Source organism: Chryseobacterium sp. c4a, from assembly GCF_009900745.1.
Classification (GTDB): Bacteria; Bacteroidota; Bacteroidia; order Flavobacteriales; family Weeksellaceae; genus Chryseobacterium.
Genome location: NZ_WXVU01000014.1, coordinates 82,318 through 108,334 on the forward strand (window position 1 = coordinate 82,318; position 26,017 = coordinate 108,334).

Here is a 26,017-nt window from a genome sequence, read left to right on the forward strand (position 1 = left end):
AAACAGCTAATCTATTTTACGAATTGATTATCAGTAAATTAAATGTTTTTCATATATTAAACATGGTTATTGTTTACCGGTTTATTGTCTACACCCATGTGTCTGGCCATATCAAGGGCTCTTTCCAGAATTCCTTTTTCCTGTTGATTGGCTACACCGTTCAGTTTAAAGATCAGGGATGCGATACTCATGTTTTTGATATCGTCTGATGAAATATTATATTTATCTACCATTCCCATTACTTTGCCAATGATATTTTCACCATCTCCCAACAGGTTTTCTCTCACCATCTGTGCATTTTCACTGTGGCTTACAAATTTGTCTAATCCTTTTCCTGCAGAAACCTGGCGGATTACATTATCAAAGAATGTGTTGTCACCTCCTACGATATCAATTTTCGCTGTTTTGAAGGCTTCTGCCAATACCAGAGACTGAGCTTCTGCAATATCTTTCTGAATAGCGATTTCAGCCAGCTCCACTTCTTTTTCTTTATTCAGTTTCAGACGGAATTCTTCGTGATCTTTTCCGGCATCATTCAGTTTCTTCATAGCTTCTGCTTTTTCGTTGATTCCAGCAGCTTCTGCCAATGCTTTTTCTTTAATTACTTCTGCCTGTGCAATTCCTTCTTTCTTCACTGCTTCAGCCTTTTTCTCAATGACCACGGCTTCTACAATTCCTTGTCTTTCTGCTGCGTCTGCTTTTGCGTGCAACACTTGAGCTTCAGATAATCCTACAGTAGCTTCTTCTTTTGCCTTAGCATCTGCAATGATCTTACGTGCTTCAGCTTCTTTCTCTGCAGCGTCTCGCTTCGCCTGTGCTTCGATCACATATTTCTGAGCATCTTTTTCTGCGGCCAGCTTACGTGCTTCTGCGGCTCTTGTTTCTTCAATTAACCTTTTCTCTGCTTCCTGAGTAGCGACTGTAATTTCAACCTGTTTGTTTCTTTCAGCGGTTTTGAAAGCTTCCAGATCTTTAATTCCCTGCTGCTCTTCCACTACCGTTTTCTCCATTGTCAAACGTTCGCGAATTGCATCCTGAATGCTTTTCTTTTCTATTTCTATCGCTTTCTCTTTTTCAATCTGAGCAAGGGAAACAATTCTTTCTCTTTCTGTAGCCTCTAAAGCTTTGTCTTTTAATACTCTTTCTGTTTCTACCAGATCTGCACGTTCTTTATTTTTAGCAGCAATCACTACCTGGCGAAGTTTATTTTCTTCTGCAATCTGTAATTTCTCTTCTGTCGCAATACGAACGGTCTCATATCTCAGGCGTTCTTCTTCTTCTACTTTTAAGATTTCAGCATTTTCACGAGCTTTGATATTGGCTACTTCTCTTTTTTGAGACTCCTGCTTTTCTGCCAACTGTTTTTCAAGCTCAAGAATAGCTTCTCTGGCTTCTACATTTTGTTTCGTAATGGTTTTTTCTTCATCACGACGAACCTGATTGGCTTTAATATTTTGCGTTGCAGTAAGTTCTGTAATTTTTTTAATCCCTTCAGAATCAAGGATATTGTCTTTATCTAGCTTATCAATAGACGTTTGTTCAAGGTAATCGATTGCGCAATCATCTAAAACATAACCATTTAAGTCTGTTCCGATGATATCAAGGATCTCCTGACGAAATTCGCTTCTTGCTTCATATAATTCAGTAAAATCAAATTTCTTTCCTACTGTTTTTAGGGCTTCTGAAAATTTAGCTTCAAAAAGCTCTCTTAAAGTTTGAGCATCAGATGCTCTCTGACAGCCAATTGTTTGAGCTACATTCACAATATCATCTACTGATTTGTTCACACGGATAAAGAATGCCACCTGGATATCTGCTCTCATATTATCTTTACAGATCAATCCGGCTTTTCCTTCTCTTGATATCTCTAGTTTTTTCACAGAAATATCCATAGATTCCATACGGTGAATGATAGGGATTACGATTCCTGCATTAAAGAAAACTTTTGTGCCACCATAACCGGTTCTTAAAATAACAATTCCCTGAACGGTCTTTTTATACATGGATAAAATCCAGAAAATCAGTCCGATTGATGCTACTGCAACAATGATAATTCCAGCAATTAATGGTAAGTTCATAGTTTTATAAGTTTAATAGTTTATATATAAATGTGTTTTTTTAAAAGGTGTTGAGAAAGATCTCCAACATAGCGTTCAACATGATTAAAAATAAGCTGAGCATGGTTATTGTTTTTTAGTATCTCATGGATTTCTGCACATAGTAGATTCGCTTATCAAGGTCTTCGTCTACAATCATCACTTTAGTCCCGTGTTCCAGCTTTGTTCCATCCTGACTTCTGACCATCAGCGTCATAGGATCGCTTCCGATAAAGACTTCCATCATTCCTATTTTATCATCCTGAATACTTGATTTCAAACGTCCTTCTCTTCCCAAAAACGCATAGGATACTTCTCCTTTGTGATTAATTTCCTTGAAAAAGGGATTTAAAGGTTTCAGAATGACCTTAGTGATCAGCATTCCTGCAATAAACAAGGGAAAAAGGATCAGTATTCCTGCCCATGTTGGCAGTGGAACGAAGTAACTAAGGTAAAATGAGCCGAGCCATGTAATCAATAATGATAATGTAAGGAAATAGGTAACCGGGACAATATCCAGGTTCAGAAACTTCAGGAAATGCATCCACGCGGAGGGATCGTGATCCGGAGCATGAAAGTGACCATCCGGGACATGAGTATCCGCCCCTACATCAAGATCTGAATGCAGCCCCACATCGATATCCAGCCCAGTAATGATGGTAAATAACCAATAGACCACTGAAAGTCCCAGCAATACACTCAAAACAGTATTTACCGGTGAAAATGCTATGTTTAAAAATTCCTGAAAGGTCATATTAGCCTTTTTTAAGTGTTTCCTTTAATCTGTTCAAAGCTTCTTCTGCTTCATTATCTTTGTTGTTTACCATAGCATCAATCTCTTCATCAATTGTCTTTCCTGATTTTGACAGATCAGAATAGGCTTCTGCCAGCGTTTCCTGCTGTACAACTCTTTCTTTCAGTTTCTCCAGCATACTTACGGTACTTCCGGTATCCATCTGGGTCATTTTCTGATTAATATCTTTCGTAGCTTCACTTACCTGAACTCTTGCTTTAAGGGTTTTCAACTCATTTTCCCATTTGCTAATACTAGATTTCAGGTGATTGATTGTCGCCTGCATTTTCTCACATTCTGTGTGAAGTTTTTCATGTTCTTTATGAAGTTGATCTGCATTTTCCTGGGAAGAGGCCTGTCTTTTTAAAGCTTCCTTGGCCAGACGATCTGCTTCTGAAGCTTCCACTTCTCCTTTTTCCGCTTTCTGAACAATCACTATGGCCTTGTTATAATAGTCCTTTGAAGTCTGTTCTTCTGTTTCCGCTTCATTTTTCTTGCGAATGGTAAGCGCCTTCAATTGTGCCAGAGATTCGATGCTTTTCCCCAGTTCTTCTTTCATCTCACGGATTCCCTGTTCCGTTACATTGATAGGATCCTCAAAGTTGTCGATCACAGAATGGATCTCTGCTTTTCCTATTGTTAATAATCTTTTGAAAATGTTCATTTTAAATATCTTTTGTGAATTACTTACTCATTTCAAGCATCTCGTTGGTAAACTCTCCTACCAGAATTCCTAATGAATTGATGGAAGCCATTACTTCATTCTGTGCCATGTGGTCTGTAGGAAGGGTATCTCTGAAAATCACCCGTTTTCCTGTACTGTCTAAAACAAAAGCTCCATGCACAATATCTCTGTTTTTCTGAAGCAGTCTTCTAAAGGTTTGTTCTGTAGGATTTTTTATTTCGAAAAGGAACTGTTCCATAATAAGGATAGAATCTGATATAATAAGGATCATATTTTTGATTCCGTTGGACTCTTTTTCAATGATTAAGATTCTCTGAGCCTCATCTTCAAGAATAATGTTAAACTCATAATCTAACAACCACTCTTTGACCGTTCTAAATATTTGATTTTTCATGCAGGTTGGTTTAGTGTTTTGCTTTTTCGCTCTACACAAATATACCATAAAATTTTCAAATTGCAAATATTTTTAGCAATTATTTATTTAGGATTCTCTATCTTTGCAAAAAAGATTAGACAAACAATGAGCTTCTTTGGAACTAATATTAAGAAAATAAGACAGGTTAGAGGTTTGAGCCAGAAGGCTTTTGCTGATTTATTTGACTTAAACAGAGGGGTAATAAGCTCTTATGAAGAAGGCCGTGCAGAACCGAAGATTGAAACCATATTAAAGGTTGCCAGTCATTTTAATCTTGATCTTGATAAATTACTCACAGAAACGCTACAGGTGAATCAGTTAGCCAGTGTTTCAGACATTGACCAACTGATGCTATTCCCTGAATTGGCGATCAGTGGAAGAAATGAAGCCGTAAATCCAAGGACAAATAATTCTGAAAACAGCTCGATCCTGCAAAAAATATTAGCATCTGTAGATCTTGTATATGAATTTACAACAGAAAAACAGCTTCTTTCTCCTTACCATTATGGAGATATTTTATTTCTGAATAAGGCAGACCTTAAAAAAGACGCTGCCAGCCAACTATTAGAAAACACCAATGGTAATTTGCAGTATGTAACAAATACAAGCGAAAAGGATCTTTATAAAATTGTAGGACATGTCTCTACTACTGAAAAGAATATTTTCACAACTATTTTTGAAAGATTAGAAAGGCTGGAAAGAAAATAATTAGTCTCTTTCTATTTTATTTTTTTTCTTTTTCTTGAACCACCATACTAAAAATCCTGTAACAGGAAGTGAAGCCCCTATCAGCGTAATAAAGAAATACAAAACTCTTCCCCATATACCTCCAAAAGCAGATCCTACGTGCAGGTCATAATTCAGTTTTTGTACTTTGGTAGCAAAATCTGCTCTGTCAAAGGGAGCTGCATACGCTGAAGCATTAGCCAATCGAATCCCTGTATTCCTATCATAACTGAAACTTTGAAGATCATAAAACTGGCGATGCGAGGAATATAAAAAGATCCCTATTGTCTCGGTAGAATCTTTGGGAACAGATAGGTAATACCCTTTTGCATTTACTTGATCTACAGCATCCTCCCAGGCCATAAGCATAGATTCAGCCAACTTTTCGGGTTGATATGAAGAGATATTATTGATTTCCTTACGTTCAGTTTCAGGGGATTGCCCAAGAGAGGTTGTGAAGTATAAAAATTTATTAAACCATGGCAATCCATAATACATACCAGTCATAGAAATGACCAAAAGGAAAACCATGGCATAGAAACCAAAAACATTATGTAAGTCATAATTAAGTCTTTTGATCTTTGCATCCCATTTCACTGAGAAACTTTGCTTTCTCATGGCTTTCGTCCATTTTTTAGGCCACCACAACACCAATCCTGAGAGTAAAGTAATTAAGAAAACAAAAGTAGAGTAATTGATAACAGGTCTTCCTATTTCTGATGGCAGCCATAGAAAGCGGTGCCCTTTCAATGTCCATTCAAAAAAATCAAATTCTTCTTTGAATGATGGCTTACGAATCACTTCCCCAGTATAAGGATTTATATGCAGAACAAAACCAGGATTTCTTTTTCCAAAACCTACCATCGCTGCTTTTCCGGTAGGTCTCCATACAAAAGATATTTCCTCTGAAGGATATAAAGCTCTTGCTTTTGTGTAAAGCTCTGCAGGATTGGCCATTTCTTTTCCCGGAACAGAATCAATTCTTAGTTCAGGATTCAGCCAATCTTTAATTTCATCACGAAAAGACCAGGTAACACCGGTAATACAGATGATCACAATGACAATCCCGGAAACAAGGCCCAGCCACAAATGCAGCCAGGCAGATATCCTGTAAAACAGACTTCTATTGTTTTTCTTTTGGGGTTTTCCGGTGTTCATTTAGAAATTATATGAAAGATTTAGTCTGAAATTGATTGGATTTAAAGCTCTCCATCCGTAATGAGTATATCCCCAGGCTCCGGGATAAAACCCTACATAATTATAGCGGTCTGTTAAATTGTTCACCAAAAATGACAACTGATAATTATCTCGTTTATAAGAGACCCCCACATCTAATGTGAAATAATCATCCGGAAGATAAGGATGATCTAAAACCACAGGCCATGCTGCTCTTTTAGCCTGATACTCATAACCAAGCGAGAAACCTAGTCCTTCCAAGTCTCCTTCTGCAATGGTATATTTCAACCAGGCATTGGTAATATGCTTGGCTGTTCCATACAGCATTCCACCGATTTTTTTAGGATCATTATCCTCTGTTACTTTTGCATCTGTATAAGCATAGTTTAAGAGAATACTCCAGTTTTTACTGATGTTTCCATTCAAATCAAACTCAATTCCTTTGGATACGCTTTTCCCGGATTGTTCAAAGAGTCCCGGATGTTCAATTCCGGCAGCGGTTAACATATTTGTTTTGGTAAGATGGTAAAAGGTAAGATTTGTCATCAATTGCCCATTGAACCATGTTTTCTTTATTCCAAATTCTGTATTCTTTCCATACGAAGGATCGGCTGTATTGCCATTAAGAAGCTTTCCGGTCTGCTCTTGAAAAGATTCATCATACAATCCGTATACAGTAAATGTCTGAGTCAATAATCCGGTAATGCTGAATCTTGGAGTCACAGCTGTATTTTTAACCTCATTTCCTTTATCCGCAGCACTGGTTTTTACTGTTGAAGTATAACGGAATCCAGCAGCTATTCTCAACTTATCATCCAGAAAACGAGCTTCATCCTGCACATGAAATGAAGTATAAGAATAGTCTGTAAGATAATTTGCACCTCGTTCTCTTAGAGATCTTGAACGGTCATATTCCGGAATATCAGATTTTTTTAGGTTGCCATAAACAGGGTTATAAATATTAAATGCAGCACCTACTTTCTGAGGAAGTACAGACCAATCGGCAACATAAGATTTCTTTCCCATATCAATTCCCGCAAGAATATTGTGATTGATGTTACCTGTCTCAAATTTTCCTCTCGTAAATACCTGTCCTATTGTGGAAGTATTCAAAGCATCATTGATACTGATCCCACGGTCTACATCCCCTTTTTTTCTTCCCTTCAGAGGGTCATCTGCTAGAGCAATATTATTATAACTAGCATATAATGATTCTCCCTGCATCTGGGATCGTATGTACCCAAATTGGCCGGTAATCAACCAATTATCATTAAAATTATGATTAATCGTTCCATAGACATTATGTTCCCATGAACGCGTTGGATCTATAATTGGATCAGAAAAGTTAAACGATCTCTTTACCTCTTTAAATCCATCAATCCCGTAAGCATATTTGGAAAATCCTCCCTGAAAATTATTTTGCGAAAGAATATATTCTAGTGTAATATTCGTGTTATCTGATGCTATATATTTGAAAGACGGATTGATGACATACTGCTCGTGCTCTACATACTGCTGAAAAGAACCTGATTTTGTTCCCATCAAATTAAGCCTTCCCCAGAGCTTGCCATCTTTACTTAATCTTTTTTCAATATCCGTAGAAGCTCTATACAGATTAAAACTTCCTAATGTAAGCTGAACATTTCCTTTCTCTCTTCCTACAGGCTTTTTAGTAACAATATTATAGAAACCTCCGGGCTGGGTATTCCCCATCATAAAACCTGCAGGCCCCTTTACAAATTCAACACGATCTACAAAAGACATATCTTCACGAAGCGGGCCAAAACTTCCGCTCACATCCATTCCGTTTCTAAGATTAGAAGCAGAAAATCCACGTACGGCAATCCCTACGCTTCCTTCTTCCTGATGGGTAATAGTACGCACTCCGCTTACATTTCGGCTCAATCCTTCAGCTGTAGTCAGAATCTGCTGGTCATTCAGTAAACGCTGATCTATCACCTGAATATTTTGAGGAGTAACCAAAAGATTCTCCCCTAATCTTAAAGTTGAAGAAGGGATTGTTTTACGGTTTGCACTAACGTTGACTGCAACAATCTGGTAAGTATCTGTATTTTGTATAAAATCATGAGTAATACTATCATTTTCCTTTAATGTAAAAGAGTACGTTTTAGCAACATCCGGATCGTCTACTTTAAGAAGATAATTTCCTGCGGGTATATTATTGAACTTATAAATCCCATTTTCATCAGTATAAGTTTCTGATTCTCCATTATTAAGAATTACTTTTACAGCCGGAACAGGCTTCTTTTGAGCATTCACAACCTTTCCTGTAATCTGTGCAGTGCTTTGTGCCCACATAACAGCCGGAAAAAACAATGCGGAAAAAAGGAATTTGTTCTTATTCATAGATCATTATTTAGAATTAGTTTAATTAAATTTACACGAGCAAAATTAGGAGTTGCTAATAGGAAACACTTTTGAGCTTGGGATAAAGACTTTAGATTTTGGGAGAGATTGTACCAAACCATACTATTGTAAAACAGATTTTAGATTTTTATAATGAAAATCATTGTGGGAGTGTGCCCGAAATTTTCATCAATGAACTTGGAAAATTTGAAACACTGACTTTATACGAGGGGGATGAATTTCTGGTAAAAGAATATCAGTTTTCGTATATTGAAGATTATACGATGAAATTCCGTACTGAAGCAGTAAAATACATAGAGTTGTCTTTCTTTTTGGATGGAGCAGATGCTATTAAGGATTTAGTTGATGGAAAAAGCAGAGAATACAAACTGTTTCACCATTATATTTATTATACTCCGGAAAATGCGGATGTAGAAATTTATTTTCATAAAGAATTCCTATACAAAAATCTGGATATTTATGTTTCCAAAGATTACTTTCACCAATTGGCAGAAAGCAGTGATGCATTGCAGGATTTTATTTTAAAAATAGATCAAAACCAGCCAGCCAGTTTATTTCCGAAAGGGCTTCCTATCACCCCACAAATGATGAGTATCTTACTGGAAATCAAAAAATGTAATCTGGAGGGTTTCTACAAAGATTATTTTATTAAAAGTAAAATCCTAAGCCTTTTACTGCTCATCTTTGAATTTGCAAAAAATCAGGAAAACGAAACTGAAACAAAAAGCAAATCTTCCATCAATACTTCTGAAATTCATAAACTGATGGCCATAAAAGAATTTATAGAAGGGAATCTGAAGTCGTTTTATACCATTGAACAGCTTTCAATAAAATTTGGTATCAATGAATTTAAATTAAAAAATGGCTTTAAAGAACTGTTTGGGGACGGAGTTTTTCATTATGCTTCAAAGCTTAGAATGAAAGAAGCACTTTATTTACTTAAAAACTCTGATTTTTCCATTAAAGAGATCGCTTATCATTTGGGATATGCCTCGCCTTCGTCATTTAGTGTAGCATTTAAGAACGAAGTGGGAGTAGGCCCTAGTTATTATCGAAAAAATTAAAAAGAATAAAATAAAGAGCTTTTCTTGTGCAATCTAGATTCAATTGTATTGAGTTTGTTGGTATTTTCTAAACAAATGTATAACAATATGATATCAACAATCGCGTCTAGTATAAAAACAAAAAACCCTCCGTATTAAAAATACAGAGGGTTTTGTACCCCAGACGGGACTTGAACCCGTACGTCCTTGCGGACACAGGATTTTAAGTCCTGCGTGTCTACCAGTTCCACCACCAGGGCTGGTGTGTGGTATAAAAAAAGGACTTGAAACCAAATCCTACTTTTTATATGGTGCGGATGAAGGGACTCGAACCCCCACGCCTCACGGCACCAGATCCTAAGTCTGGCGTGGCTACCAATTACACCACATCCGCTGGTTATATTGATCTGTTTTCACAGATTCAAAATCAATTCTCTTACAAATATAAGAAATTCTATTAAAGAACACTCTCTATAAAAACAAAAAACCCTCCGTAGCAAAATACAGAAGGCTTTGTACCCCAGACGGGACTTGAACCCGTACGTCCTTGCGGACACAGGATTTTAAGTCCTGCGTGTCTACCAGTTCCACCACCAGGGCATGGTGTGGAGCGAAAAACGGGATTCGAACCCGCGACCCCAACCTTGGCAAGGTTGTGCTCTACCAGCTGAGCTATTTTCGCATAGTGCGGATGAAGGGACTCGAACCCCCACGCCTCACGGCACCAGATCCTAAGTCTGGCGTGGCTACCAATTACACCACATCCGCTGGTTTTTTATATTGTAAGTTTTAAAGAGCTTGCTTCGTTTTTGTGAGTGCAAATATAGGACAATTTCCTTTATCTGCAAACTTTTTCAGAAAAAAAATTAAAATTTCCAGATTTTTTTTCAGCAGCACCTATTATTACATTTCATTTTCTTACTTTTACAACGTTAATAATTACGATATGGAATTACAAGGAACGGTAAAGAAACTTTTTGAAACTCAAACATTTGCAAGTGGATTTCAAAAAAGAGAATTGGTTATTTTAACCCAGGAACAGTATCCACAGCCGATAAACATAGAATTTTTATCTGATAAAATTAGTTTGTTAGATAACCTTAAAGAAGGTGAAAACGTAAAGATAGGAATCAACATCAGAGGTAGAGAATGGGTTTCTCCACAAGGTGAAACTAAATACTTCAACTCAATTACAGGATGGAGAGTAGAGAAAGTTTTTGATAATGGATCAGAACCTACTCAGGCTATGCCTCAGCAATCAGCTTCTCCTGTTTCTAACGAGAATCCGTTTGCCGGAGATGACGATGATGATTTACCTTTCTAATTAAAGAATTAAAATCAAATATAAATCCTGCTTTCTTAAAAGTGGGATTTTTTTGCTAAAAAATGGTTCGATTAGACGAAAATGAGATTTCATTTCCAGATCCGGAAGTATATGATGGCCACGACGGGCTGATTGCCTTTGGGGGAGATCTGTCTGTAGAGCGCATTTGGTTCGCTTATCAATTGGGTATCTTTCCCTGGTTCAACCCGGGGGAGGAAATTTTGTGGTGGTGTCCGGATCCAAGATTCGTTTTAATCCCTAGCGAGATAAAGGTTTCCAAATCGATGAAAAAGATATTAAATAAGAATATTTTTACTTTTTCAGAGAATAAAAACTTCAGAGAAGTCATTAAAAATTGTCAGCAAACTGAGCGCACGGGGCAATCCGGCACATGGCTTTCTGATGAGTTGATGAATTCTTTCATCAAACTTCATGAATATGGTCTCGCAAAGAGTATTGAAGTATGGAAAGACGGAGAACTTGTAGGAGGTTTTTATGGTTTGCAGATCGGAAATGTTTTCTGTGGTGAAAGTATGTTTGCTAAAGTAAGCAACGCTTCAAAGGCTGGGTTTATTCACTTTGTGGAAAGCAACAAAAACGACATTGAATTAATTGATTGTCAGTCTCATACTGAACATTTGGAAAGCTTAGGTGCCAAAATGATACCCAAGAGAGAATTTTTAAAAATCCTACACGAAAACAATGAACGCAGATAAAGAAAAATGGCTTCTTTTGGCTACCCTGAGCATTATCTGGGGGTCTTCTTTTATTTTGATCAAAAAATCACTGGATCATTTCAGTCCTTATCAGGTAGGCTCATTGAGAGTGCTTATTGCCGGAATTATTCTTCTTCCCATTGCCATTTCTAATTATAAGCTTTTTCCGAAGAAACATATAAAGTGGCTTATTTTGGCTGCGTTTACCGGAAATTTTATTCCCATGTTTCTCTTTCCAATTGCAGAAAAGGAGGTTAGCAGCAGTATAGCTGGAATCATCAATTCTATGATGCCTATTTTTGTCATTATTGTAGGTGCATTGGTATGGAAATTTGAAACGACAAAGAAACAGATTACAGGAGTTCTGATAAGCTTTACAGGAGTCTGTATCCTTGCTTTTGGTGGGGGAGATAGTGCAGAACTTAAAATGATCCCTATTTTACTGCTCTTACTCGCTACATTATGCTATGCGATGAGTACAACCACTGTGAAATCGAAGCTTATGGAAGTTTCTTCTGTTGTTTTATCTTCCTTTATATTTTCTTTTGTTTTAATTTTCCCTTCTCTTATTGCGTTAACAAGTACAGGATTTTTTTCTGAGTTTAGTTTTTCAAAAGACAATATGCTGGGACTTATGTTCGTAAGCTTACTTTCCATTTTTGGAACCGGACTTGCCATGACGATGAACTATAGGCTGCTAAAGGTATCTACTCCTCTTTTTGCTTCAACGGTTACCCTTATTATGCCTATTGTAGCTATTATTTGGGGGCTCATTGATGGTGAAAAGCTTACTGTTATGCAATTTATCGGAGCCGGAGTTATTATTGCCGGGTTGATCTTTTTAAGAAGCAATCCGAAAAAATAAGTATAAAAGCTGGGAGCTGGAAGAAGGAGGCAGGAAGTTTATTTTGGTTTATAATTCACTGATTATTTTCTAATCAATATTCTAGTATTATTTTAATGCAGAGTTCGCAGAGAATCTAAAAAATGCGGTTTATAAAATGTTCGCAAAAGCGTTTCACTTAGCGATATTCGCATTCCTTGTTTAACGGAGTGTTTTTGTGCACGAAAAAATATCATAGAGTTTTTACTCCTTTGCGTATTCCATGCGTTTAAAAAAGCATTTTATCAATAAAAAAAGCCTGCATTTCTGCAAGCTTTTCTGTTATTTGGAGTACGTTTAATTCTTTTTCTTCACTCTACTCACCTTCACCTTTTTTACCTCTTCTTTGATAAACGGATATTTTTTCTGCATATCCTTTACCAGAGACGGATCCAGCTCTAAAGCTTTCTGAAGTGATTCTATTCCTTTCTCCTGATCTTTCAGATTGAAAAAACAGTTGCTTAGCTGATAAAACAATTCTGCTCTGTTGTGATGTCTTATTGCTGCATTTAAAACAGTAATGGCTTCTTCGTATTCCCCTACAAGCATCAGCACTTCTGAGTACGCATACCAGTTATAGAATCTTGATGGCTCAGCATCTACCAGCTTTTTAAGACATGAAAGACTTTCTTCAAATTTTCCGGAATCAATGAACAGGAATGCTAATCTCTTTTGATAATCAAGATTATTTTCATTCAGCTGTGTTGCTTCTTTAGCAAAATGAAGCGCTTCCGACATACCGCCCATTTCTTCATATAAATAAGATTGCTCCATCATCGCCAGATAAAACTGAGGGTCTTCTCTCAATGATTTCTGAAATGAGTTTAAAGCTAAGATAGGTTGCTTTAAAGCTTTATTACACAATCCGATTTTATAAAAAGTAAATGCTTTGGTATATTCAAGTTCAAGCATTTCCTCATAGGTTTCAATCGCTTTCTGGTACTGCCCCTGAGCTTCATAACAAGCTGCTTTATTGGCATATACTCCTACAGAGTTTGAATTGATGGCTAATAAATAGTCATATCCTTTTATCGCTTCATCGTAATTCTTTCTGTTGAAGTAGAATTGTCCGTATTCAAACCATGCAGTTTCGGAATAAGAGAATTCATCTAAATATTCATTAAGAAAGGCAATCGCCTCCTCACTCTTATTCAGGTCACTGAAACACACCATTGCATTTTCCAGCGAATATTCATCTGCAGGATCTTCTTTAAGTGCTTTTCTGTAATGTTTAAGAGCGTTAAAGGGATCTCCCAGGTTTACATATTCATCTGCAATAAAGTTGTGAAGGAAATTTTCTTCTTCCTCCAACGTAAGGGCTTTTTTACAGATTTCAATGGATTTTCTAGGGTTACCCAGGTTCGAATAATACTTGGCGTAGCAAACCAAAAAGTCTGTATTCTCCATAGAAGAACCTTTCAGCTCGTCGATAAGATCTTTCGCCGCATTGTATTCTTCCCATTCCAGAAGAATTTCAAGTCTTTTGATCTTGATATCTAATGAATTGGGGTGAAGCTTCAGTCCATAATTAACCGCCATATCAGCGTAATTAAAATCACCCAGCTCCAAATAATAAACAATGATATCTTCCAACTCCTCGGTATCGAAGTAGAATTCGTCATTGTTTTCCATCATTTCTTCGAACTTTTTTACAAGTTCATTTCCAAAATACTCTTCCAATAGTGTCCTCTCCGTCGGCCCAATGCCTGAATTTACTTGCAGACCTCGGCAAACTTTATTAATTAATAATATATCTGAAACTGATATTCAAATATTTATGCAAAGTTGCAACTTTTTTTTGAAATATCCATTTCATAAATTTCTATTATAAAAATAGTAAAAAAAGAAAACCGAAAAAAGGATTGTGGATAAAAAAACGGAAATTGGGGTTAAATTTTTATTACGAGCCTTTTTCCGGTTTGTATCTCAGCATTCCAGGCAGCTTCGATATTTTTTATATCAACTTCTTCTGTTTCTATTTTAATTTTTCCTTCCACAGCAGCCTGAAACATTTCGGGGATAATTTCTGTAAATAATAATGCGGATTCTTCCTTCGTCCAGCTTCCTAAGCCTGATCCTGAAATCTGAATATCGGTAGCTCTGAGAATCTGTGAGGACAATTGAATGGTATCACCACTCATCCCGCCTATCGTGATCAGCTTGGTTTTGTGGGAAAATGTACCATCTCCTTTAAAAGCCGATAAAATCATCTCTACGGAATGTCCCCAGATATAATCAATAACAATATCAATAGGACTTTCGTTGTGAATTTCTTTAATTTTCTTTTTAAAATCTTCGTCACTTAAATGCAGGGAAACCACCTCATCCGCACCCAGTTCACGAAGAGCCTGCAAAGATTCTTCATTTCTTCCGGTAACAATAATTTTTTTAGCTCCATACACCTTCGCAATCTGAACCGCTATTCTGCCTGTAATTCCTGTTGCTCCGTTTACCAATACTATGCTTCCCGGTTGTATCCCCGCTTTGAATTTTAATGCCATTGCAGATCCCATTACCGCATTGGGAAGGGCTGCTGCTATAGAAAAATCCAATTCATCAGGAATTGCCACCATCATCTGAGTATTGCCCACTGCTTTTTCGGCAACGGTGCCTTTTTTACTGAAAAAATAAACTTTTGACCCGTCTTCAAGATACCCTACTCCATCTGATCCGATGATTGTTGGTTGATGGGCATCGTTTTCCGTAGAATAATGCTTTCCATTGGCTCTTGCTTTATCAAGGTTTTTAATAGATGCTGCCTTTACAGTTACTAAGACTTCATTTTCATTTGATATTTCCGGTTCCGGAAAATCTGCATATTGAGGAGTGCTTCCTTTTTCAAATACTACTGCGCCTTTCATTGTTTTAAATTTTTATACAAAATTATGGCGGAGAAAATGTAGGGACGATAACATTTGTTATCAGTTTAGAGGAAGAAAGGCTGGAAGCTGGAAGAGGGAGGATGGAAGTTATATGAGTCTTTAGTATCAATAAAAGGTTAAAAAGATAAAGCCTATGTACAAACAAAAAAGTTACAAAGCGCTAAGCTCGCAAAGTTATTTAGACTACTGTTTTATTTTTCGTTCACAAGGGCGCTTCGCTCAGCTAAGGATACCCACATCGTTGAGTGAAATGCCTTTGCAAACATTTTATAAACCGCATTTTTTAAATTCTTTGCGTACGCTGGGTTAGAAAAACCAATCAATAAGCTTCTCTTCTAAATGGTCTGCAAGAAATTTCCAACTCCCAACATTCCTCTTCCAACCTAAGAACTAACTCTTCTCTTTCAATATTTTAGCTTTTATTCGACTAAGGTGTACTGTTGTAATCCCTAAGTAAGATGCGATATAATGTTGAGGAACTCTTTTAATGATTTCCGGCTTTTTTTCTGCAAGATTTATGTATCGCTGTTGGGGAGTGTCTTTTATGAATGAAAAAAAGTGTTTCATATAGTCGAAAATTCGCTCAAAAAGGGCATCCATAAAAAATGTTCTCATTTCAGGATTCTCATACAACTCTTCCAGGAATGCATCGACATCTGGTTTTTTAATTTTATACAAAACACAGGGTTCCACGGTCTCGAAAGAAACCATGCTGGGAAGACCTTTTTTAAAGCTTTCCAGGGAAGAAAACATGGTATTTTCCAGAAAAAACTGAAAGGTCACATCTTTGCCGTCATTATTATACCAGGCTCTTACAATTCCTTTTTCCAAATAAAAGGCATTAGTAGAAACTTCACCTTCGTTTAAAAGCAACGTTTTAGCAGGAACTTCCATTCTTTCAAAGTTGCCTAAAAATTTCCTCCATGTCTCTTTGGAGAAGGGAAATCTGTTTTTGATATGTTCAAACATCAGGGTATAAAAAAAGAACGGAACAAGTCCGTTCTTATCTATTATTTTAAATTAAAGTTTTAATCTTAGCGATGATATCATCTCCCAATTGATCGGCTTCTTCCTGAGATTTAGCTTCTGTATAAATTCTGATAATCGGCTCTGTATTGGATTTTCTAAGGTGAACCCAATTGTTTTCAAAGTCTATTTTCACACCATCTACAGTAGAAACTTCTTCATTTTCATATTCTTTCTCCATTTTGCTTAGGATAGCATCTACATCAATTTCTGGAGTCAGTTCTATTTTCTTCTTACCCATAAAATAAGCTGGATATCCTGCTCTTAGCTCAGAAACGGTTTTATTTTCTTTTGCTAAATGAGTAAGGAATAGAGCGACTCCTACTAAAGAGTCTCTTCCGTAGTGAAGATCAGGATAGATAATTCCTCCGTTTCCTTCACCACCAATTACAGCGTTTTTCTCTTTCATTAAAGTTACCACATTTACTTCTCCTACAGCACTTGCAAAGTATTCTGAATTGTGAGACTGAGCAACATCTCTCAAAGCACGGCTTGAAGAAAGGTTAGAAATTGCGGCTCCTTTTTTATGCTTTAGTAGATAATCCGCAACAGCTACCAAGGTATATTCTTCACCGAACATTTCTCCTTTTTCATCAATTAAGGCTAATCTATCTACGTCTGGATCTACTACAACTCCCAGGTCTGCATTTTCTTTTTTAACCAATTCACAGATGTCTCCCAAATGCTCTTTTAAAGGTTCAGGATTGTGTGGAAAATGGCCTGTTGGTTCACAGTATAATTTAACGGTTTCACAACCTAATTTATCCAGTAACATTGGAATAGCGATTCCTCCTGTAGAGTTTACGGCATCCAACACGACTTTAAAGTTTTTAGCTTTAATAGCTTCCACATCTACCATTGGTAAATCCAGGATCTGCTGAATATGAATATCAAAAGCATCATCTCTTGTTTCGTATTTTCCAAGATCATCTACTTCTGCATAGCTGAAGTCTTCACTTTCTGCCAACGCAAGAACATCTGCTCCGTTTTCACCAGTAATGAATTCTCCTTTTTCGTTTAAAAGTTTCAGGGCATTCCATTGTTTTGGGTTGTGAGATGCAGTAAGAATAATACCTCCATCTGCTTTTAACTCAGGAACCATTATCTCAACGGTAGGAGTTGTAGAAAGGCCTAAATCAATTACATTGATTCCCAATCCCTGTAATGTTGCTGTTACCAATGAAGAAACCATCTGCCCTGAGATTCTGGCATCTCTTCCTATAACAAGGGTTAAGTCTTTTTTATTTTTATTGTTTTGAAGCCATGTTCCGAATGCGGAAGCGAATTTTACCACATCTAATGGTGTTAAGTTATCATTCACTTTTCCACCTATGGTTCCTCGGATTCCCGAAATAGATTTTATTAACGACATTCTGTTTTATTTCTTTTGATTAGTGTAATAATTTATACGAAACAAAGATACTTAAAAAGACATTTACCTTATAGAATGGGAATCTTTTTTTGAACTTTATCATAAGTATCCTTCACAACTCTCGGAGGAGCAAAACGATAGCCTATATACAACAATCCATACATGCTGTTGTTCTCTACTGCCTGATTTCTTGTTTGTTGATAGGTGTAAGCACTGAAATTCATTTTTCCACCAAATAAAAAGCGGTCTGTGTTGTATCCTATGTGGAGTCCGCCTTCCATTCTTAAAGTAAGATATTGAGCATTATCCCGAGAACCATCTCCTTTAACATTCCAGAAATTTGAAAACTTTCCACCGAGTCCGAGGGCTAAATAAGGTGAAATATTTACGTTCTTTCCAAGCACCCAATTGTAAAAATATCCAATATTAGCTCCTATTTTATACTGCATTTCTTTAGCACTCTGATCGTCTATTGTATTTCTGAAAATGGTAAGATCATAATCAAGGAACGGAACCCAGCTTCCACTGCTTTTCTTTTGCCATTCTCCTTGGGTATAGATAGTTCTTGCGGAAAAGTTTTTATTAAGAATATAAGATGTAGAACCTCCAAAACTCTGTACTCTTAAGTTCGGATATTGCAAATAAGGATCTCCTTCCCTCCAAGCCGGAAAGAGTTCTTTCATATTTTCAATATGAAACCTTTTACGTTTTTGTAATAGAGATTCTGGATCAATCTGTTGGGAAAAAACCTGACACTGAAGTCTGTATAAGAGCTGCTTCCTTTCAGATTATTGTCATTATTATCTGCAAAGAAACGGGGTGCAAAGGATATGGTAGCACTTATAATTCTGTAATCTATAGAAAAAGAAACCTTTGTTTTGTTGTTGATCGAAAAAATCTGTTTTGTTTCATTTTCCTTTTCTCCCTGTTTGAAAACATAGCTTTCAATATTGGTATCGAGATTGGCACGAATCATTACCTGATCTGCATAAGACTTGATATCTGTGGTATCTCTTTGCGCATCAACCTGAAGGGCTAACAGCAAAAACAATAAAACACATACTCCTCTTGTTAGATTCAACCTGGATATTTTAAATTAAAAAACTGAAATTACTACATTTTTTTCAATTATCCAGTTAAATTCACATTAAGAACACCCGCAGTCTTTATCGCAACTTGATCTTTTGGAACTGAACTTCTTAGGGGCAAAATTCTTTTTGAATATTTTAAATAAAGAATAACAAGCAAATGCTACTAATAAAGCAATCAGTACGTACTGAAAAATTAATGAAGAGTCCATTACTTTAAAATTTGATATACTATCATCGACACAAAATATGCCAAACCTGTCATCATAGTCACCTGAAAGCCTGTCCATTTCCAGCTTTTGGTTTCTCTATAGACTACTGCCAGTGTAGACACACACTGCATTGCAAACGCGTAGAACAGAAGCACGGAAATTCCTGTTGCAAAACTGAAGACTTTCTCTCCGTTTGGTTTTACATCTCTTCTCATCTTATCAATCACTTTTACTTCCGGTGCATCATCTTCAAGGCTATACAGCGTTGACATGGTTCCTACGAATACTTCTCTTGCGACAAAGCTGGTCAGAATTCCTACTCCCATTTTCCAATCGTATCCCAGTGGAGCGATCAACGGCTCAATTCCTTTTCCCATTTTGGCTAGGTAAGAATGATCTAAGTGAACATCTGAAGCAACAAACTCATTGGGCTGTTGTTTTGGCCCAAAATAACTTAAAACCCAGATAATAATACTTACAATGAAGATTATTTTCCCTGCTCCAGTAATGAAATCCCAAACTTTCCCCAAGACCATTTTGAAGTCATAGCCAAAGAGTGGTTTCTTATAAGCAGGAAGATCCATTACCAAATAGGTTTTTCCTTTTTCTTTAATAAATCTTTTCAGAATGGCTGCGGAAAATAAGGCAACTAAGAATCCTAACAGATACATTCCCATTAGCACCAGAGCTTTATATTTTATTCCTAAAAATGACCCTTCTGAAATAATCAATCCAATAATAATACTATATACCGGAAGTCTCGCTGAACACGTCATAAATGGGGTTACCAAAATCGTCAGCAATCTTTCTTTAACATTCTCAATGTTTCTAGTAGAGATAACGGCTGGAATCGCACATGCTGTTCCTGATACCAGAGGAACAATACTTTTCCCGTTCAGTCCAAAAGGACGAAGAAGCCTATCCATCAGGAAAACAACTCTTGCCATATACCCTGAATCTTCCAGCAAGTAAAGGAAATAGAGTAAAATTCCGATTTGTGGTGCGAAAACGACAATCCCTCCAATTCCCGGAACAATTCCATTGGAAATTAAAGAGTTGACCGGGCCATCTGGAAGATGCTCTTTTGTAAAGGTTGAAAGCCATGAGAAGAAACTCTCGATCCAATTCATCGGGTATTCTGCCAAAAAGAAAACACTTTGGAAAATGATCAATAGAATCAGCATAAAAACAACATATCCCCAGAATTTATGAACTAAAACTTTATCCAGTTTCTCTGTCAACAATTCTTTGAACTGAGGTTGCTTAGAGATTACATTCTCCAGTATTTTATCTACATTTTGATATCTTCGGACAGTTTCCTGAACTTGCAATCTTTTAGGTACCAGACTTTTAGATTCAGAATCACCGATCTGATCCATTACCGATTCCAGTTTTCCAAGATCAGTTCCCATTGAAATGCTCATCCAAGCTTTATATTCATTCTCAAAACCTTTGTGAGATATCAATTTCTGAATAAAATCTTTGTGTTCGTTAGGGGTTTCAAATGAAGCTTTATCTGTTTTCACAAATTCGCTGCTGAAAACAGCTTCTTTCACCTCATTGATTCCGATCTGTTCTTTAGCATTGGTTTGAATGATCTTAATGCCTAATGCTTCTGAAAATTTTTGAATATCTATGGTAATTCCTCTTCTTTCTGCTTGGTCAATCTGATTGACGATCAAAATCATAGGAATCCCAAGATCCTGAATCTGCTGAAATAAAAGAAGACCTCTTTTTAAACTTAATGCTTCAAGAATATAAACAACTCCTGCGTAGTTCTTCTGTTCATCAATAAGATATTTTGAAAAAATAGCTTCATCCTCTGAACTGGGATATACACTGTAAGAACCCGGAAGGTCAATAACTTCAACATCTTCATTTTTATAGGTATAGTTTCCCGAATGACTTGCAACGGTAACACCAGCATAATTTCCGGTTTTTTGCTTTTTATTACAAAGTGCATTAAAAACCGTTGATTTTCCTACATTCGGATTCCCAACTAAAAGTATCTGTTTTTTCTTGTTTGCCTGCATTAATTCAATTCTTCAACAATGATATAATCTCCTTCTTCCTCACGAAGAGCAATCCGGCTTTTCTCAGCTCCAAATTCCACATACATCGGCCCATTGAACGGAGCCTGGTACAAAATCCTGAAAACAGTCTCCGGAAGAAGCCCCATTTCAATGATTTTATTGGGCATTTTTAGATGGTCATTATCATATCCCAATATCTTTCCCATTTTGTTTTTGGGAAATCCACTTAATTTATGTAATTCTTTCTCTTTCAAAGCCCTGATTTTTTGGTAGTGCAAATATACGCTATTTAAATTTAATCTAAATAACGTTTTGCTTATAAAAAAATCAACCCAAACACATTGCTGTACCTGGGTTGATTCGGAATATAATTTAGTTGATATGAATGCTTATTTTTTCTTTTGAGCTGAAGAAGCTTGTACTTTTTCGATAGGGTTATCATTGGAGTTATAAAACTCTTTGTAATGCTTTTCCTGTTTTTTCATCATGTCTCCAATTGTTCCATCCATACCTGGAATTGATTTAGACATCATTTCCTGTGTCATCATCGGGCGTACGGAAGCAAACGGATCTTTCTTGAAATCACTGAATGTTTTTTCAAATTTTTCTCTTGACAGTTCGTTTACTTTTGCTGAGACATTCATAAGATTGTCAGCATAAGAAAGTTCTGTATAATCTTTCACTTTTTTATTTCCTTGTAATATCCAGGAATAGTTTTTGTCGGCATCTTCAATCTTCACAATAAGCCCCGGTAGTCCATAGAACTTATAAGGGCCATCCTGAAAAGGAATATCTGTACTAAACCAAGCTGTCCAAGTTCTTCCGCCAAATTCAGTAGTTGCTTTTTGAGCATTATACTCCCCAATTTTTTGCTTATCACCGAGAATATTCCAATTGAACTTTAGGTCTTCGCTATATCCAATAGTGGTAGGAGTAAAACCATTGGCCACTTTATCTACATATTGAATTTTCATCCCAGGATAAAACTTATATACTTTTGAGGTAATCTTTGGGGCCTTTAAAGACTTTGAAAGGTCTTTCATGATCCCTGCTTTTTTCATTGCCTCTATTTCCACTTTCATGATAGAATCTTGCGAAATAATGGTATAATCCTGATAAATAGATCTATTTTTATCCGTAATATCTAGAATAGTAATGACCTTATCCAACTTCGCAGAATCTTTCTTTGGTTTAAAAGTCAATTCATAAAAGAATCGGTTAGCCGTTTCTTTACCATCCTGAGCGTTGGCAAAGGCAAAAAGTGCGATAAGAAATACTGAAAATAGCTTTTTCATTTCTCGATTTTATTAATTAGTAATCACAATTGATGATTTGTTACAGTTTTTTTCAATTTATTTTTCTGGAAAAACAGAAAGAGGAGGATTAGAATGAAAGCTAATATTGAATGAATAGTAATTTGTACAAAAAAATGAAGACAATGGCAAAAATTATGATTCTCTTAAAACATTTTCAGCTGTAAAAGTTTTACCTTTAAGTTTCTCAAAAACAAAATATTATGGATACTTTATCATAATTTAAAAATGAGCTGGAAGCTGAATATCAGACGACCAGGAAATTCTTTGAAACTTATCCTGACGAAAAAAACGACTATGCTCCCCATGAAAAAAGTATGAAAATGCTACCACTCGCCACTCATATCGCGGAGATATTTGAATGGCCGAATACAATGCTTAATACATCGGAGCTTGATTTTGCGAATGGTGATTATCAACCTAAACAAATTTTTACCCGTGAGGATCTTCTCCAAACTCTTGATCAGAATTTTAGATCTGGAAAAGAGGCTCTTGAAAAGGCTCAAGAAAATGATCTTAATGCCAGTTGGGCATTAAAAAATAATGGTCAGGAATTAGCAAAATGGTCTAAATATGAGTCTATTCGTCATGCATTAAACCAAATCACTCACCACAGGGCACAATTGGGTGTTTATTACAGAATCAATGACATTCCTTTACCGGGAAGCTATGGCCCTTCTGCTGATCACCAAGCTTTTTAAAGCTCTATATATCTCAATAAAAAACCAATCCGATCGGATTGGTTTTTTATTTTATTTAAAATTGAATTTTACGGTAAGCATGACCTGACTTGGACGAAGCTGAATCTTGGTGTAAGAAGAACTATTCGTTGACTGATTGATAGTATACGTTTCAAAGTACTTTCTATTAGCAATATTTAACCATTTAATTTCAAAATCTATTTTCTTTTTTGACCATGAAAACTGGTATGAAACATCATAGAACGCATTGTTGTATTTATTAATTCCATCACTTGTATTCACCTGATCCCAATTGAATCCTATTGTGTGGTTTTCTATTGGATAGAAATAAACGGCCAAATTGTGATTAAATCCTGTATTTACTCCAAGTCTGCTTTGGCTCAGTCCAATATTATCCTGCTTATTTCTTGAGAAATTAAGTGTATAATCTATACTTGCCCAGCTGAAATAAGTATTATTAAACTTCAATCCATATGTCTGTGTATTGTTTTTGCTCAAATATTGTGTTCCATCCAGGAATGCATCAGCTTTTGACAATGTATTTCCATAGCTCACAGAAGCATTGGTTTTAAATTTTGGAAAATACTTACCCACTTCAACACTGAATTTATTACTTTTTGAGTGATTCTCTCTTTCAATGTATTGAATTAATGTAGAACCCGTAGCTGCATCCAAAATTGGAGAAGAAAGCAGATTTCTTTTACTATCACTCAATAAATAATTTATATTAAAGAATAGATTGTTTAATGGGTTTCTGTATTCAATTCTTGACCCTGCACTTTTTGATGTTGTTTGTGGAATTGGATTGTTTGGATCCATCACATTAAATCCTCTTGGACTTAGTAACATATATCCTGCATAAGCCGTCTGGATATCTCCAAAGTTGTTGCTGATATTCCCATTCAAGCTTGCTTTCCAAAATGAAGCGAATGTATACTGAATAAATGCATTTGGAGTAAATGTTGTCTTATTTAATGATTTTGAAACTCCTCTTAAATCATCTTCAGCTTTAATGCTGTTGAAATTTGCCGGAAAATTAGCAAAAACACTCCAATTCTCGGATTTATAATTGATCCCTACTGAAGCATAAGGAACAATTTCTGTAAATTTCAGATTGTTTTTATATATCCCATCGTTAAAATTGGGTGGAACATCATTCGGAATAGATGGATTGGGAATCGCCTGCCCTTCAAAGTTTGAATTTAATTTATCCGTAGAGAAATCAAAACCTACCTGAGGAGTAAATGTCCATCCTTTTGTAGAAAAACTAATATTGGCAGAGTGTGAAGTATCTAATGTTTTCAGTCTGAATTGTTGTATTGCTGAAGTTCCCGGGTTAAAATATACGATTCCGTATTTATCTTTTTCACTTGGATCATTCGGATTCGTTTTTGGAAGTTTGTATGGCAATTGTAGATAGCTTGCTGGATCTACTTTCAATGTCTGCTGATCATCCTGATAATTAATGTAGGACTTAAAATTCACCATCTTTTCTCCCCATGGAATAATGGTACTCAATGAATTTTGGAAAGATGATGTAGGAGATTCTACGGCTTGATTTCCTAATCTTCCTGCTCGATCTGCAAAAGCTCGGTCTGCATTCCAGAATTGACTGAAACTTGTAGTATTTTTGAAAAACCCTTTCTTGGCATTCTTCGTGAAGATCAATTCTCCTTTTAGTTTATCTGTATAAAAATTATTTTTTGTACTCATGACCACTGTAGATTGTTGTGGCCTTTCATTGGTTGGAAAATAGGTAGTTTCATTATAGTCTTCTCTTTCTACCGCATTGTTGGTGTAATTGGCATTTACTTTTAATTCCCATTCTTTCTTTTTATCAATATTTGTTAAATAGTTTACAGACAAATAATGCACATTATTCATCAAATATCTTTTAACGGGTAGATTCGGAGAACCTGCTTTTTCAACATTCAGCCAGCTGTTTTGTGATGCATTGGCTCTCTTTCCTTCCCAGCTATTTCCAAAGGCAAGAATATTTCCTTCATTTTCCACCTGCTCACCCATATTATTGGTTTTGTAATTGACTACCCACTGGCTTTTCTGTCCGAAAAACATTGGAGTAAGTTTTACATTCCAAAGCCATGGCTCACCAAAGCCTGTCCCTACTTCACCACGACCAGTCATCGTTACGGAATTCTTCAATTTGATATTGATCGCCGCCTGGTCTGAAGGTACTTTATCCTGAAGGATTTTGACCGGTTGGTGGTTTTCAAGAACTTCTACTTTTTGTACAGCGTCTTTGGGTAAAGAATTGTTGATCGTCCCATAACCGCCTTCCATAAGGTCTTTTCCGTTCACGTAGAATTTATTGATTGCATTTCCCTGATAAAGAATTGTTCCGTCTGTATTCACTTCAATTCCGGGAATTTTCTTCATTACGTCAGCCAAAGTCCTGTCGTTCTTACTATTGAATGCTTTAAGATCATAGGAAATAGTATCCCCTCTTGCGGTGATCATTTTGGTTTTTAGTTGTACTTCCTTAATTTCTGTAGCTTCAGACTGCATTTTAAAATTCAGGGTCTGATCGCTGTTGCTGATCTGCTTGGTAAGAGGTTTTTGATTGAAAGCTTTTACTTTAAGATCTACATTAGATTCCGGAGAGGTAAAGGTAACTTTATATTCTCCTTTGGAATTGGTGATTCCGTAGGCAAGAATGGCATCTTTACCGGGTTCTTCGATGGTGACACTCGCACTTGGTATTCCTACCCCATCGTCATCTGTAATTTTTCCGGAAATTGTTTTCTGAGCAAAGGTGAACACAGTCACGAAGAGCATCAGAAATAAGGAAATATTTTTTTTCATATTCACTATTTGATTAATTAGTTAATCATTGTAGTTTTTCGTTACACTTTCTTTAAAGATATATTTTCGCTACAAAGGTTAAATCCTAATCACTACAAAGGGCATTACGCTCTATCTCTTCCAAAAAAACCAGATTTGCGATTTCAATATTTAAAATCACGACACCCTGAATAATTAATTAAAATTTAATACACTAGTTTTCAACAACTTGAAATAAATATAAAAAAAGTTCATTTTTTTGAAAAAATAAAAATTATTCTCGGGGCATTAGTTTTTAAAATTTAAATTTAAAAATATATCCCTATTTATTGAATTGAAATCA

General features: G+C 36.1%; 22 protein-coding genes and 5 tRNA genes. 6 read left to right on the forward strand and 21 right to left on the reverse strand.

The features are described from left to right. Nucleotides 1-56: 56 nt before the first annotated feature. The 4 genes from GTR01_RS17375 to GTR01_RS17390 form a co-directional block, all read right to left on the reverse strand. Nucleotides 57-2,078 (reverse strand): flotillin family protein, encoded by a 2,022-nt coding sequence (locus GTR01_RS17375; protein WP_160139044.1) that lies wholly within the window; start codon nucleotides 2,076-2,078, stop codon nucleotides 57-59. 115 nt (nucleotides 2,079-2,193) lie between these two features. Further along, complete coding sequence (locus GTR01_RS17380; RefSeq protein WP_160139045.1) at nucleotides 2,194-2,850, reverse strand: hypothetical protein; 657 nt, start codon at nucleotides 2,848-2,850, stop codon at nucleotides 2,194-2,196. A 1-nt stretch (nucleotide 2,851) separates the two neighbouring features. After that, nucleotides 2,852-3,553, reverse strand: coding sequence for a PspA/IM30 family protein (locus GTR01_RS17385; protein ID WP_160139046.1), 702 nt, complete (start codon nucleotides 3,551-3,553; stop codon nucleotides 2,852-2,854). A 19-nt stretch (nucleotides 3,554-3,572) separates the two neighbouring features. After that, nucleotides 3,573-3,968, reverse strand: a complete 396-nt coding sequence (locus tag GTR01_RS17390; RefSeq protein WP_160139047.1) for a YbjN domain-containing protein — start codon at nucleotides 3,966-3,968, stop codon at nucleotides 3,573-3,575. A gap of 126 nt (nucleotides 3,969-4,094) precedes the next feature. On the opposite strand from GTR01_RS17390, the gene GTR01_RS17395 reads away from it, so the two are divergent. Next, nucleotides 4,095-4,697 (forward strand): helix-turn-helix domain-containing protein, encoded by a 603-nt coding sequence (locus GTR01_RS17395; RefSeq protein ID WP_160139048.1) that lies wholly within the window; start codon nucleotides 4,095-4,097, stop codon nucleotides 4,695-4,697. Here GTR01_RS17395 and GTR01_RS17400 read toward each other — a convergent pair whose 3' ends face one another. Then, on the reverse strand, nucleotides 4,698-5,873 hold the full coding sequence (locus GTR01_RS17400) for a PepSY-associated TM helix domain-containing protein (protein WP_160139049.1): 1,176 nt from the start codon (nucleotides 5,871-5,873) through the stop codon (nucleotides 4,698-4,700). Then, on the reverse strand, nucleotides 5,874-8,258 hold the full coding sequence (locus GTR01_RS17405; RefSeq protein ID WP_160139050.1) for a TonB-dependent receptor: 2,385 nt from the start codon (nucleotides 8,256-8,258) through the stop codon (nucleotides 5,874-5,876). Nucleotides 8,259-8,356: 98 nt separating this feature from the next. On the opposite strand from GTR01_RS17405, the gene GTR01_RS17410 reads away from it, so the two are divergent. Beyond that, a complete protein-coding gene (locus tag GTR01_RS17410) occupies nucleotides 8,357-9,343 on the forward strand; it encodes a helix-turn-helix domain-containing protein (protein WP_228452272.1) in 987 nt (328 codons plus the stop codon). 155 nt (nucleotides 9,344-9,498) lie between these two features. Here the strand turns inward: GTR01_RS17410 and GTR01_RS17415 are convergent. The 5 genes from GTR01_RS17415 to GTR01_RS17435 form a co-directional block, all read right to left on the reverse strand. Beyond that, a tRNA-Leu gene (locus tag GTR01_RS17415) sits at nucleotides 9,499-9,582 on the reverse strand. A gap of 49 nt (nucleotides 9,583-9,631) precedes the next feature. Then, nucleotides 9,632-9,716: transfer RNA gene (locus tag GTR01_RS17420), tRNA-Leu, on the reverse strand. A gap of 122 nt (nucleotides 9,717-9,838) precedes the next feature. Beyond that, a tRNA-Leu gene (locus GTR01_RS17425) sits at nucleotides 9,839-9,922 on the reverse strand. Nucleotides 9,923-9,928: 6 nt separating this feature from the next. Next, nucleotides 9,929-10,004: transfer RNA gene (locus GTR01_RS17430), tRNA-Gly, on the reverse strand. Between the two features lie 4 nt (nucleotides 10,005-10,008). Further along, nucleotides 10,009-10,090, reverse strand: a tRNA-Leu gene (locus tag GTR01_RS17435). A 178-nt stretch (nucleotides 10,091-10,268) separates the two neighbouring features. Between GTR01_RS17435 and GTR01_RS17440 the strand changes: the two genes are divergently transcribed. From GTR01_RS17440 to GTR01_RS17450, 3 genes are all read left to right on the forward strand, one after another. Continuing rightward, complete coding sequence (locus tag GTR01_RS17440) at nucleotides 10,269-10,646, forward strand: DUF3127 domain-containing protein (RefSeq protein ID WP_065395975.1); 378 nt, start codon at nucleotides 10,269-10,271, stop codon at nucleotides 10,644-10,646. Nucleotides 10,647-10,708: 62 nt separating this feature from the next. Then, nucleotides 10,709-11,362: a leucyl/phenylalanyl-tRNA--protein transferase gene (aat, locus tag GTR01_RS17445; protein WP_160139051.1), complete on the forward strand. Its 654-nt coding sequence runs from the start codon at nucleotides 10,709-10,711 to the stop codon at nucleotides 11,360-11,362. Then, nucleotides 11,349-12,227, forward strand: coding sequence for a DMT family transporter (locus GTR01_RS17450; protein ID WP_160139052.1), 879 nt, complete (start codon nucleotides 11,349-11,351; stop codon nucleotides 12,225-12,227). Before aat ends, GTR01_RS17450 begins: the two co-directional genes overlap by 14 nt. Before the next feature lie 315 nt (nucleotides 12,228-12,542). Here GTR01_RS17450 and GTR01_RS17455 read toward each other — a convergent pair whose 3' ends face one another. The 9 genes from GTR01_RS17455 to GTR01_RS17495 all read right to left on the reverse strand — a co-directional run bounded on the left by GTR01_RS17455 (nucleotide 12,543) and on the right by GTR01_RS17495 (nucleotide 22,153). Continuing rightward, a complete protein-coding gene (locus GTR01_RS17455) occupies nucleotides 12,543-13,925 on the reverse strand; it encodes a tetratricopeptide repeat protein (RefSeq protein WP_160139053.1) in 1,383 nt (460 codons plus the stop codon). Nucleotides 13,926-14,134: 209 nt separating this feature from the next. After that, the gene (locus GTR01_RS17460) at nucleotides 14,135-15,106 is read right to left on the reverse strand and encodes a zinc-binding alcohol dehydrogenase family protein (RefSeq protein WP_160139054.1); all 972 of its coding nucleotides are present in this window, start codon (nucleotides 15,104-15,106) and stop codon (nucleotides 14,135-14,137) included. 411 nt (nucleotides 15,107-15,517) lie between these two features. After that, nucleotides 15,518-16,096, reverse strand: coding sequence for a Crp/Fnr family transcriptional regulator (locus GTR01_RS17465; RefSeq protein ID WP_160139055.1), 579 nt, complete (start codon nucleotides 16,094-16,096; stop codon nucleotides 15,518-15,520). 46 nt (nucleotides 16,097-16,142) lie between these two features. After that, a complete protein-coding gene (gene glmM, locus GTR01_RS17470; protein ID WP_160139056.1) occupies nucleotides 16,143-17,525 on the reverse strand; it encodes a phosphoglucosamine mutase in 1,383 nt (460 codons plus the stop codon). 68 nt (nucleotides 17,526-17,593) lie between these two features. Next, entirely contained in the window at nucleotides 17,594-18,208 is a 615-nt protein-coding gene (locus GTR01_RS17475) for a DUF4421 family protein (protein WP_410492605.1), read from the reverse strand. Beyond that, nucleotides 18,205-18,606 carry a DUF4421 family protein gene (locus tag GTR01_RS24800; protein WP_160139057.1) on the reverse strand — a complete coding sequence of 134 codons (402 nt, stop codon included), beginning with the start codon at nucleotides 18,604-18,606 and terminating at the stop codon, nucleotides 18,205-18,207. Before GTR01_RS24800 ends, GTR01_RS17475 begins: the two co-directional genes overlap by 4 nt. A 218-nt stretch (nucleotides 18,607-18,824) precedes the next feature. After that, nucleotides 18,825-20,858, reverse strand: a complete 2,034-nt coding sequence (gene feoB / locus GTR01_RS17485; protein WP_160139058.1) for a ferrous iron transport protein B — start codon at nucleotides 20,856-20,858, stop codon at nucleotides 18,825-18,827. After that, on the reverse strand, nucleotides 20,858-21,112 hold the full coding sequence (locus GTR01_RS17490) for a ferrous iron transport protein A (protein ID WP_076551839.1): 255 nt from the start codon (nucleotides 21,110-21,112) through the stop codon (nucleotides 20,858-20,860). Before GTR01_RS17490 ends, feoB begins: the two co-directional genes overlap by 1 nt. A gap of 135 nt (nucleotides 21,113-21,247) precedes the next feature. Continuing rightward, nucleotides 21,248-22,153 (reverse strand): GLPGLI family protein, encoded by a 906-nt coding sequence (locus tag GTR01_RS17495; RefSeq protein ID WP_160139059.1) that lies wholly within the window; start codon nucleotides 22,151-22,153, stop codon nucleotides 21,248-21,250. Nucleotides 22,154-22,404: 251 nt separating this feature from the next. On the opposite strand from GTR01_RS17495, the gene GTR01_RS17500 reads away from it, so the two are divergent. Then, on the forward strand, nucleotides 22,405-22,872 hold the full coding sequence (locus tag GTR01_RS17500; RefSeq protein ID WP_228452275.1) for a DinB family protein: 468 nt from the start codon (nucleotides 22,405-22,407) through the stop codon (nucleotides 22,870-22,872). A gap of 51 nt (nucleotides 22,873-22,923) precedes the next feature. Here the strand turns inward: GTR01_RS17500 and GTR01_RS17505 are convergent, their stop codons facing one another. Next, on the reverse strand, nucleotides 22,924-25,695 hold the full coding sequence (locus GTR01_RS17505) for a carboxypeptidase-like regulatory domain-containing protein (protein ID WP_160139060.1): 2,772 nt from the start codon (nucleotides 25,693-25,695) through the stop codon (nucleotides 22,924-22,926). Nucleotides 25,696-26,017 lie beyond the last annotated feature (322 nt).